The 10,412-nt window shown below is 65.3% G+C and carries 10 protein-coding genes and 1 riboswitch; of the genes, 2 read left to right on the top strand and 8 right to left on the bottom strand.

All coding sequences use genetic code 11. From position 1 onward, the window contains the following. The coding region (locus tag NP534_RS13995; protein ID WP_274099099.1) for an alpha/beta fold hydrolase at window positions 1-685 on the top strand (685 nt) is incomplete at its 5' end. 20 nt (window positions 686-705) lie between these two features. Here NP534_RS13995 and NP534_RS13990 read toward each other — a convergent pair. Genes NP534_RS13990 through NP534_RS13975 form a run of 4 tightly spaced genes read right to left on the bottom strand, consistent with a single transcriptional unit; the run spans window position 706 to window position 5,657 of the window. Then, window positions 706-1,725, bottom strand: coding sequence for a FecCD family ABC transporter permease (locus NP534_RS13990; RefSeq protein ID WP_274099098.1), 1,020 nt, complete (start codon window positions 1,723-1,725; stop codon window positions 706-708). Beyond that, a complete protein-coding gene (locus NP534_RS13985; protein ID WP_274099097.1) occupies window positions 1,722-2,690 on the bottom strand; it encodes an ABC transporter substrate-binding protein in 969 nt (322 codons plus the stop codon). The genes NP534_RS13990 and NP534_RS13985 overlap by 4 nt, the downstream gene beginning before the upstream one ends. Continuing rightward, a complete protein-coding gene (locus NP534_RS13980) occupies window positions 2,687-3,472 on the bottom strand; it encodes an ABC transporter ATP-binding protein (RefSeq protein ID WP_274099096.1) in 786 nt (261 codons plus the stop codon). Before NP534_RS13980 ends, NP534_RS13985 begins: the two co-directional genes overlap by 4 nt. A 46-nt stretch (window positions 3,473-3,518) precedes the next feature. Further along, the gene (locus tag NP534_RS13975; RefSeq protein WP_274099095.1) at window positions 3,519-5,657 is read right to left on the bottom strand and encodes a TonB-dependent receptor; all 2,139 of its coding nucleotides are present in this window, start codon (window positions 5,655-5,657) and stop codon (window positions 3,519-3,521) included. A 108-nt stretch (window positions 5,658-5,765) separates the two neighbouring features. Next, window positions 5,766-5,972: riboswitch (cobalamin riboswitch) on the bottom strand. A gap of 125 nt (window positions 5,973-6,097) precedes the next feature. Between NP534_RS13975 and NP534_RS13970 the strand changes: the two genes are divergently transcribed. After that, window positions 6,098-7,444: a cation:proton antiporter gene (locus NP534_RS13970; RefSeq protein ID WP_274099094.1), complete on the top strand. Its 1,347-nt coding sequence runs from the start codon at window positions 6,098-6,100 to the stop codon at window positions 7,442-7,444. A gap of 44 nt (window positions 7,445-7,488) precedes the next feature. Here the strand turns inward: NP534_RS13970 and NP534_RS13965 are convergent, their stop codons facing one another. The 4 genes from NP534_RS13965 to NP534_RS13950 all read right to left on the bottom strand — a co-directional run bounded on the left by NP534_RS13965 (window position 7,489) and on the right by NP534_RS13950 (window position 10,279). After that, window positions 7,489-8,295, bottom strand: coding sequence for a DUF3618 domain-containing protein (locus NP534_RS13965; RefSeq protein ID WP_033698680.1), 807 nt, complete (start codon window positions 8,293-8,295; stop codon window positions 7,489-7,491). After that, the gene (locus tag NP534_RS13960; protein ID WP_274099093.1) at window positions 8,292-8,720 is read right to left on the bottom strand and encodes a phage holin family protein; all 429 of its coding nucleotides are present in this window, start codon (window positions 8,718-8,720) and stop codon (window positions 8,292-8,294) included. The genes NP534_RS13965 and NP534_RS13960 overlap by 4 nt, the downstream gene beginning before the upstream one ends. Then, window positions 8,720-9,319 (bottom strand): hypothetical protein, encoded by a 600-nt coding sequence (locus NP534_RS13955; RefSeq protein WP_274099092.1) that lies wholly within the window; start codon window positions 9,317-9,319, stop codon window positions 8,720-8,722. Before NP534_RS13955 ends, NP534_RS13960 begins: the two co-directional genes overlap by 1 nt. Before the next feature lie 189 nt (window positions 9,320-9,508). Next, a complete protein-coding gene (locus NP534_RS13950) occupies window positions 9,509-10,279 on the bottom strand; it encodes an IclR family transcriptional regulator domain-containing protein (RefSeq protein ID WP_274099091.1) in 771 nt (256 codons plus the stop codon). Window positions 10,280-10,412 lie beyond the last annotated feature (133 nt).

The raw sequence follows: 10,412 nt of genomic DNA, 5'->3' as shown, positions 1-10,412 counted from the left end.
GGCTGTTTCCTTGGTGCAGGTCGCAGGCTTTGCTGGAGCACCGGCCGTCTCCAACCCGCAAGGCAATGTGGCCGCCCCAACGGCCGAGGCCATCGCTGACTACATCCGCACCCAGCACCTCAAGGCCCCGGTGATCATTGGCCACTCACTGGGTGGCGAGGTGGCGCTGATGCTCGGTGCGCGTCATCCCGACCAGGTCGCACGCCTGATGATCGTCGATGCCCTGCCCTTCTACACCCTGCTGATGGACCCCGCCGCCACCCGCGAAACTGCCGCACCACAGGCGGCGGCGTTCCGTGATGCGCTGCTGGCGTCACCGCCGGCGCAAACCGAGGCCATGCAGCGCGCCTCCATAGCCCGCCTGGCAAAAAGCGAAGCGGCCAGGCCTGCACTGCTCGCGGCGGCATTAGGCTCGGACCGGAAGACCACGGCCGATGCCACGTATGAACTGATGACCACCGACCTGCGCCCTGAGCTCGGGCGCATCCAGGTGCCGGTAGAAGTCGTCTATGCCTACGACCCTCTCTACGGCATACCCGCTGCCAACGTCGAGGCCACCTTCCGCAACGCCTACGCCACCACCCCGCACATCCGCTTCAAGCGCATCGACGACAGCTTCCACTTCGTCATGCTCGACCAGCCGCAGGCGTTCGCCACCGCAGTCACCGATTTTCTGCAACCGTAGCGGTCGCTTGCCGCAGCCGTTCAGCGCTTGAGCAGGGCAATGAAAAACAACCCGCCAAGCGCTGCGGTGGCAATGCCGATGGGCAGGTCTTGCGGGGCGATCAAGGTGCGTGCCGCCACATCCACCCAAACCAGAAAAATTGCGCCCAGCAGTGCGCTCACCGGCATCAGCCGGCGGTTTTCCGCACCCACCAACGCCCGCGCCATGTGCGGCACCATCAGGCCGACGAAGCCGATGGCGCCCGACAGCGATACCAGTACGCCGGTCAGCAGCGAGGTGCAGGTGAACACCTGCAGGCGCAGGCGTCGGCCGTTGAAACCCAGGCTCAGCGCCGTCTGCTCACCACTCATCAGCGCATTCAAGCCGCGCCCCAGCACCTGCAGCGTGACCAGCCCCAGCACCACGCACAGCGCCGGCAGCCAGATGACATGCCAGCGCGCCGCGCCCAGGCCACCCAGCATCCAGAACACCACCGAAGCGGCGGCATGCTGATCGCCCGTGTACAACAGCAGGTTGACCACCGCCATCAGCACAAACGACACGGCGACGCCCGCCAACAGCAGGCGGTCGCTGTCCATACGGCCATTGCGCCGGGCGACGCCGATCACCAGCAACATGCTCGCTGCCGCGCCCATGAACGCCGCCAGCGGCAAGCTGAAGACCCCGATGAACTCGCCCAGGTAGAGCATCACCAGCACAGCGCCCAGGGCCGCCCCCGAGCTGACACCCAACAGGTGCGGGTCTGCCAGGGGGTTGCGGGTCACGGCCTGCAGCGCGCTGCCGACCAGCGCCAGGCCGGCACCCACCAAAGCCCCCAGCAACACCCGGGGCGCGCGGATCAGCCAGACGATATGGGCCTGGCTCTGGCTCCACTCACCCGGCATGTCGATGCCCAGTTGCTGGCCGACAATACCGGCAACCTTGGCCAACGACACCGACGCGGGGCCAAAGGCAAGCGCGATCAGGCACGACAGCAGCAACACCACGCTCAGCAGCACGATCAGCCACCGGTACGCCGCAGTGCTGTGCCCGACCCTCATCGGGCAGCACCTTGGAACAACGGGGGATGCAATGCATCGGCAAGTTTTTCGATGGCCACTGCGTTCTCCACGGACGGCGTCACCTCCAGGTAAGTCAGCACAATGAAGCGCTGATCACGAATCGCCCGCACGTCTTTCAACGCAGGTTGGCGCAGCAGGAAGTCGCGCTTCTGCTGCCAGGTGCTGGGGCCGTAGTCGACGATCAGAATGACCTCCGGGTCGCGCTCCACCACGCTTTCCCAGTTCACCTCGGTCCAGCTGGCGGCCACATCGCCCATCACGTTGCGCCCGCCGGCGGCTTCGATCAGGGCCTGGGGCACGCCAAGCCTTCCCGAGGTGGTCGGGCGGTCTTCGCCACTGTCATAAAGGAACACCCGTGGCATGTACTGCGCCTGCCCGACCCGATGCTGCACTTCACCGATACGCGCGCGCATGCTGGCGATCACGCGGTCGGCCTGGGGCTCGACCGAGAATATCCGCCCCAGGTTGCCCAGGTCGCGGTAGACATCGTCCAGGCTGGCCCGCTGCTGGGCCATGACCCACGAGCACGACTCGCTCAGCTCGTACACCGGGATGGCAAAAGGCGCGAGGGTGCTGGGGGTCACCGGGCCGCCAACCTGCATGCCGTAGTTCCAGCCGGCAAAAAACAGATCGGCTTCAGCCGCCAGCAAGGTTTCGATGGCCGGGTAACGGCTGGCCAGCTGCGGCACGCCCTGCAGTGCCGTGTCCAGCCACGGGTCGCGATGCTTGCGGGCGCTGAAACCGGTGTAGCCGACGATGCGCTCGCGCAGCCCCAGGTGCAGCAGCATTGCGCTCATGTTCACATCGTGCACCACCACCCGCTGCGGTGCCTGGCTGAACGTCACGTCGCGGTCACAGCTGCGCACGCTCAAGGGGTAGTCGCTGGCCGTGGCAGGCAGCGCGGTCAGGATCGACAGCAAGCCGATCAGGTAGCGAAGGGTCATGGTCGTGTGATCCAGGTAATACGTGGGTAAGGGTGCAGGGGGTGGCGGTCGACCAGCGCCTCGACACCGAAGACCTGCCTGAGCAGGCCGGGGGTCAGCACCGCTTGCGGCGTGCCGCTGGCAACAAGGCGCCCGCCGTCGATGACGTACAGCCGATCACAGAACGCGGCCGCCAGGTTAAGGTCGTGAAAGCTGGCCAGAATGCTCAGGCCCAGGCTGCGCAGGTGCTGGAGCAGCTCCAGCTGGTAGCGTGGGTCCAGGTGGTTGGTCGGCTCATCGAGCATCAGCAACTGCGGTGCCTGCACCAAGGCCCGGGCCAGCAGCACGCGCTGTTTCTCGCCCCCGGACAGACTGGCAAACGCCCGTTCGCGCTGCTCGGCAAGGCCCACCTGCGCAAGTGCCTGCGCTACGTGCCGGGCATCCTCGGCACTGTCGCCATCGAACAGGCCCTTGTGCGGCGCGCGGCCCATGGCAACCACCTCGGCAACGCTCAAGCCGAACTCATCGGGAAACTCCTGCAGCACCACTGCGATGCGTTGTGCGCACCAACGCGCGCTGCGCTGCCAGATGTCATCCGCGCCAAGGCTCACCCGGCCTAGGTCAGGTGGGTTGGCGCGGTAGGCGCAGCGCAGCAGGCTGGTCTTGCCGCTGCCATTGGGACCGATCAGGCCGACGAACTCGCCCTGCCCCACGTGCAGGTCCACGCCTTGCAACAGCGGGCGCGGTGCCCGCCCCCGTTCCTGCGGGGCCCAGGCGAGGGCCTCGATGTGCAGTTGCGTCATGGGCATCACCTCCAGGAGGCACCGGCCAATGACCGGTGCGACAGGCTCAGAAGCTGTAGTCAGCCGTGACGAAGAATGAGCGCGGCTCACCCAGGTACCACTGCCGGCCGTTGTTACCGGTGGTGATGGCGTACTGGCGATCGAACAGGTTGTTCAACTGCAGGCCCAGGGTCAGGTCCGGTTGCACGTGCCAGTCGACAGTGGCGTCGACCACGGTGTAGCTGGGCACCTGAACGGTATTGGCGTTGTCGGCGTAACGGCTGTCGACATAACGCGCCCCGGCACCGGCACTGAAGCGTTGGCCGAAGTCCTTGCTCAACCACAGGTTGGCGGAGCGGCGCGGAACCTCGGTGGGCTGGTTGCCGGAGTAGTCGTCGGTACCATTGGTAAATTCGTCATACTCTGCCCGCACCCAGGCGGCGTTGGCGGACAGCTGCACGTCGTAGGGCAGGCGCAGTTCGAGGGTGGCTTCGATACCGTCCGACGACTGCTGGCCGACCTGCTGTTGCAGCGTCGGGTTGAGCGGGTCGGTGCTCAGCAGCTTTTTCTTGACGATGTGGTACGCCGCCAAGGTCCACTCCCCTCGCCCCTCGGGCAGCATCTGCTTGATGCCCACTTCGGTTTGCTTGGCGGTGCTCAGGTCCCACTGCTGCTGAGCGGCGTCGAGGGTCAGCAGGTCGCTTACGCCTTCGGTACTGGTGGCGTACTGGCCGTAGACCGACAGGTCTTCGGTAACCGCGAACACCAGCCCGGCGCGCCAGTTGTTGCCGGACAAGCTGCGGTCGGTGCGGGTATCGGTATCCAGGTCGTCGCTGTGCAAGTGCACCTGGTCGTGGCGCACACCGGTGATCAGCGACAGGCGCTCGGTCAACTGCGTGCGGTTCTCGGCGAACAGCGAAAACTGCTTGGCCTGGTTGGCTTCGCGCGAGCGGAAGGGGTCGTTGCTGATGTATTCGCCGCCCCCCGAACCCGACAACGGCACCGTATCGGTCAGGGTGTTGCCGAAGTCGTGTTTGCGCACGAAGCGGATCGTGTTGTAGTCGGCGCCCACCACGGTCTGGCTGTCCAGGCCGAACAGCGAGTGTTGCAAGGTGAACGACTGGCGGTCACCGAGCTGTTCCTGGGTCTGCTTGATGCTGATGAAGCTGCTGCGGCGCACCTGGTCACCTGGCAACCAGGTGTAGGTCTCGGCGTTGCGCCAGCGACGCTGGGCCTTGAGGAAGTACAACTGGTTGCTGGCGGTCAGGTTGTCGTTGATCACCCAGTCGGTCACCAGGCGCGTGGACTGGTCGTTGTAATGCAGCTCGGCGTTGTCGACGTTGTAATTGTGATCGCGCAGCGACTCGCGGTAGTGCCCACCCACCAACGGCGTACCCATGTATTGCTGCGGGTTCTGGTCACCGTAGTCGTGGCTGAGGGTGAAGCTCAGCTCATCACTGGGCTGCCAGCGCAGCGAGCCGCTGATGGCGAGGCTCTGCGAGTCGCCGCGGTCGACCCAGCCGTTGCTGGCCTGTTTGTTCAGGTTCAGGCGATAGCTCAAGGTATCGGTCAGCGAACCGCCGCTGTCCAGGGCCATCTGCCGGCGGTCATCCGAGCCGTAGCCCAGGCGCAGGTGGTTGCGGATTTCACCCTCGAACGGCTTCTTCGGCACCACGTTGATCACCGCGCCGGTGGCGCCCTCCCCGTACAGCACCGATGCCGGGCCGCGCAGCACATCGATGCGCTCTACCGACCAGGTGTCCACCGGGAAGGTCACCGTGCCGGCGCCTACGTACAGCCGGGTGCCGTCGTACAGCTGCATGGTCGAACTGTGCCCGGTAAAGCCACGGGCCGACAGCGCCGTGCCGCCGTTGCCGGGGGTGCCGATGAAGGTGATGCCGGGCGAACGGGTAACCGCGTCCTGAACCGTTGCGTTGTTGCGCTTGAGGATTTGCTCGGCACTGATGCTGGTCACGCTGGCGGGTGTTTCCAGCGGCGTCAGGCCAAGCCGCGAGCCACTGGTGCCTGGGGTATGCAGGTCGGGCTGCGGGTTGCGCTCGGCCGTGCCGGTAATGTCCGTGGCCGGCAGCGCCAGGGCGTTGTCCGCCTCGGCGGCGTGGGCTGCAACGCTAAGGAAAACACAGGGCACCAGGCTTGCATGCAGCAGCGTGCCTGGCAAAGAACTGAACAGCGAATAACGGGACATGTCGTTCCACTTGAAGCAGGAATGAAAGAATCCCGGGGGAACAACGCAAAGGGGCATCGCAGGCGCGCACGCCTACGGAAACCGGCCTGCGCCCGCCCACCGCGGGTTTGCCAAACGATGCTTCAGGCCGGTCTCCGGGCTCGCGAGGGGCATGAAGCATTCACCTTCCCATGCCGTGGCACAGTGGTGTGTTGAATGCTTCGCTCGCATACCGTTGCGGGGGCAGCGCCGGACTGATCATCGCTCGATGACGAACCGGCTTCCCGTTTCACCCCATGCACGGCGGCAGGGGGCACCTGAAACAGGCGCGCAGATGACCATCAAAATGCCGCTACGTCAACCGCCCTGTACAGCGCAAAGGCGCTGCTACGCGACAGCAACGGCTAGACTGACTGTCTGTACCCGCGTCACAACCCGACTCGCTGGAGGCACCTGCGCACATGAGTTTCATTGTCTGGGTGGCCATGCTCGGCGCCGTCTTGCTGCTGCTGGCGCTGACTTCCTCTTACCTGCGCTGGATCCCTGTCACCACCTCGGTGGTGTGCCTGGGGCTGGGCGTAGGCCTTGGCCCGGGCGGCCTCGGGCTGCTGCAACTCGACCTGCCCCAGGCCAGCGGCTGGATGGAGCACCTGACCGAGGTCGCTGTGTTGTTTTCCCTGTTCGTCAGCGGCCTCAAGCTGCGCCTGCCGCTGAGCAGCCGCAGTTGGCGGGTGGCCTTCTTCCTGGCCGGGCCCGTGATGCTGGCCTGCATCGCGGGGGTCAGCCTGGTGCTGCACTACGGCCTGCACCTGGGTTGGGGAGTATCGGTGCTGATTGGCGCCATCCTGGCCCCGACCGACCCGGTGCTGGCCACGCTGGTACAGGTCAACGACGCGCAGGACTACGACCGGGTGCGCTTCAGCCTGTCGGGCGAAGCGGGGCTCAACGATGGCATCGCCTTTCCGTTCGTGATCCTCGGCCTGCTGTTGGTGCAGGGCGCCGAAGGCAGCCAGTGGCTTACCGACTGGCTGTTGCAGGACGTGCTATGGGCGGTACCCGCAGGCTTGCTCAGTGGCTACTGGATGGGGCGCGGCCTTGGGCACTTGAGCCTGTACCTGCGCACCCAGCATGCCGACAGCACGCTTTCGCCCAACGACTACCTGGCACTGGCGCTGATTGCCATGGCTTATGTGGTCGCCGACCTGATCCATGGCTATGGCTTTCTCGCGGTATTCGCGGCGGGGCTCGGCCTGCGACAGGCCGAGGTGCACACCAGCCCCACCCCGCAAGCGCCCGCCGAGCACCTTGTACAGCCCGTCGTCGGTCACCAGCATGTCGCCCCGGAGCATGCGGTGAAAGGGGATATCGCCGCACTGGAAGACACCCAGGTCGCAGCGGGCATCATGCTCGGCGACATGCTCTCTTTTGGCGGCCTGGTGGAGCGGGCGATGGAGGTCTTTCTGGTGACGTTGCTCGGGGTCGTGTTGATCGAGCACTGGGACTGGCGAGCCCTGGTCGTCGGCGCGGCGCTGTTCGTGATCATTCGGCCACTGAGCACGCTGCTGATCCCCGGGCGCGGCCTGCTGGACCTGCGCCAGCGCGGCCTGCTTGGCTGGTTCGGCATACGCGGCATCGGTAGCCTCTACTACCTGTTCTACGCGCTCAATCACCCGATGCTGCCCAGCGCTGCCGCGTCGAGTACCAACCTCACATTGTCGGTGGTGGCCCTGAGCATCGTGGTCCATGGGCTAAGCGTCCAGCCCCTGCTGGCGCGCTACGAAGCCGGCCGAAAACGCCGCGGCCAATAGCCCCTCAGGGGGCGTCGCCCGCTGGCAGCGACGCCCCGAGGTTTTCAGGACGGGAAGCCCAACCCCGAAGACAAGTCAGTGTCCGCCGTTCGATGCGTGCCCGTGGGCGCCTCTTTCGCGGTGGCTTCCCTTACCGACTCTTTTACCGCCTCCTTGGCTTGCTCACCCTTGGCCTTCAGCGTGTCGGTCAAGCGGTCACTGCTGGCGCCCATCAGCTCATCCTCTTTACGGGTGCCAGGCAATGCCGCGCCCAAGGCTGCACCCAACGCGATGCCCAGCGCCGCCAGCACCAAGGGCTGCTCCTTGAGCAACTGATCGAACTGGCCCTTCAGCGCCGTGGCCTGGTCACCGATCTGCTGGGCGCTGCCGCGCAGGCTGTCAGCCGAGCCGTGCACCGTGTCGCGCGCGCCCTGCCCCAGCTCGCCAGCCCGGTCACGCAGGTCATGGGCCTTGCTGCTCACCGCGTGGCCGGCATCGTGCAGCGCCTCTGTGGCATGGGCAAAAGCCCCCTTCACACTGTCGACCGCATCACCCAGTTTTTCGCCCAGTCCGGGGCCGGTGTGCGCAGGGCCAGGGTTGAACGGGCGATTCTGATTGAAGCCCAGCCACGCCAGGCCAAGCACCGTGAGGGTGGTCGGAACGGGGTTGTTCTTCAAGGTGGTGCCCAGGTTATGGAAGAACTCGCCGCCGCTGCCCTTGCTGTAAGCCAGTACCTGGTCCATCAGTTGGCCGGGGCTCAGGCGCTGCTCCAGGGCATCGACCAGGTCACTGATATGCTCGCGCTTGGCATTGATCTGTTGCTCGAGCAGGTCAGGGTCTTTCTGCGTTTCTTGTTCGAAAGAAGTGCTCATGGCAGTTTCCTCTTCAGCGCATCCTTGTCCTGCTGCAGGGCATGCAGCGTGCGATCCGGGGTCAGTTGAGCTGGCTCGAACTGCTTCTTGCCGGCCTGCAGCATGATGAACCCGATGATCACCGTTACCGCCCCGACGATAAGCGCTGCAAGCCAGGGCACGAGCACCATCGACAAGGCATACACCGCTGCCAGCAGCAGGATGATGAAGCCCGCCAACAGCACGATGGCCCCTACCGCCACCGCTGCCGTACCGGCCTTCAAGGCGTTGAGATTGCGTTGCAGTTCGGCCTTGGCCAGGGCCAGCTCCTGGGTGAACAGTTCTGGGATTTCGCGCATCAACTGACGCAGCAAACCGCCCACCCCGACCGGGTCCTCTGCCGGGGTATGTAGCCCCGGCGCAGGTTGTAGAGGGTCCTTGTTCATCATTCACCTCCTTTGAGCGGGTCACGCTCCAATGGGCCACCGCTTACCGGCGTGCCGCCGCCCATGCCGACAGGGTCGACCGGGGTGTAAGGTTTGTGCGTGGACACGTCGCTGGCGCGGTCCGGCATCGGCGCAGCGGCGTGCCTGGGCTCGCTGCTGCGTTGCCCTGGCACCGGCGACGGCGCCGTGGTGGCGTGGCTGGCGCTGGCGCGCAGAAAGCGGGACAAGGCAAACCCTGCCGCCACACTGCCAGCCAGGAACAGCGCCGGGTTGTCCCGCGCCAGGCGAGACCCTCGGTGCAGCAGGTCCTCAGCACTTTCATGGCGGATTTGCTCGGCAAAATTGCCCATCCACTCGGCAGCTTCGCCCAGGTAATGGGAAAGCCCCAGGCTGTCGTTGCCCTGCAACGCGGATGCGGCCGAGCGTGCACCCTGTTGCAAGGAGTCGAGTTGCTCGGCGGCTGTGGTGCGGTAGTGCTCGTACTGCTCGGTGCCCTGGTGCTTTGCCTCGCTCAGCAGGGCGCCGGCCTCGTCGGTAATGGCGTGCAGGTGATCCTGGGGGCTGCTCGGCGGTGCCGCCGAGCCTTGATCGCGTTCCATGGTCATATCCCTCGCAAATGAACAACCGGCAGGTGCCGGACTGTGTGCCTTCATTCGGGGGACGTAGCGCTGGGGCCGGGAGTTCAGTCAGAGTGATCGGCAGCCATTGCCCTCTGCACCAATGGCCTGCACGGTGTTTACTGGGGGGCAAAGCTTAAGTTTGTCGGGGCCGCCAGGTCAGACTGCAGATCAACCAACCACTGGCCTCAACAACACCTGCGCTTCATACAGCGGCGGCAAATAGCGCAGCCGTATCTCGTCAACGCTCAACCGTGAGGCGTGGGTGGTGACCGTCAGGGTCGCCTTCAATTCACCGCTGCGGTCCAGCAGCGGCACGCCAAGCACACGCATACCGACTTCATACTCCTGGTCGACGATGCAAAAGCCCTGCTGGCGTACACGTTGCAGCGCTTGCTCCAGTAGCGCCCTGTCTGTCTGCGTGTAGGGCGTGAGCTGGCGTAACGGGTTGCGCGAGAAATACGCGTCGCGCGCTGCCTCGCTCAGCGTGGCCAGCCAGATTCGCCCCCCGGCCGTGCAGTACATCGGCACCCGCGAACCGGGCCTGATCGACAATGAGGCGATGTGGCTGTAGCGGCTGCGCACCAGGTGGATGATTTCATCGCCGTCTCGAGTGCCGACAGAGACATGTTCCTGGGTCTGCCGGGCAACCTGCTCGACGATGGGCCGCAGCATGCGCGGCAGTTGCGCCGAATCCACGTAGGCCTGGCCAATGCGCAGCGCCTTGGGCGTGAGCCAGTAATGGCGGCTATCGGTGTCGGCAAAGCCTTCGTGTACCAAGGTCAGCAGGAAGCGCCGCGCAGCGCTGGGGGTAAGGCCTGACTGCCTGGCCGCCTGTGGCACGGTCAGGCGCGGCTGATCGACGCTGAACAGCTGCATCAACGCCAGGCCTTTCTGCAAGCCGGCGATCAGGTCGCGGGGGTGGATCTGCGGTTTGTCCATGCCTTCACCTCGTGCGGTCTGTCGTGATCCGGGCTGTACATTGTTCAGCACTCTGGTTCGATAATCGCCAGGCCACTGCGATTATCGCACTACTTGCCCGACAAGCGCATTGTCCCCCATCCCCTCTCACGCC

The organism is Pseudomonas sp. 39004 (assembly GCF_028682155.1).
Taxonomy (GTDB): domain Bacteria; phylum Pseudomonadota; class Gammaproteobacteria; order Pseudomonadales; family Pseudomonadaceae; genus Aquipseudomonas; species Aquipseudomonas capeferrum.
The sequence above is the reverse complement of the archived record's forward strand: the minus strand, read 5'-3'. Positions and strand labels throughout refer to the sequence as shown.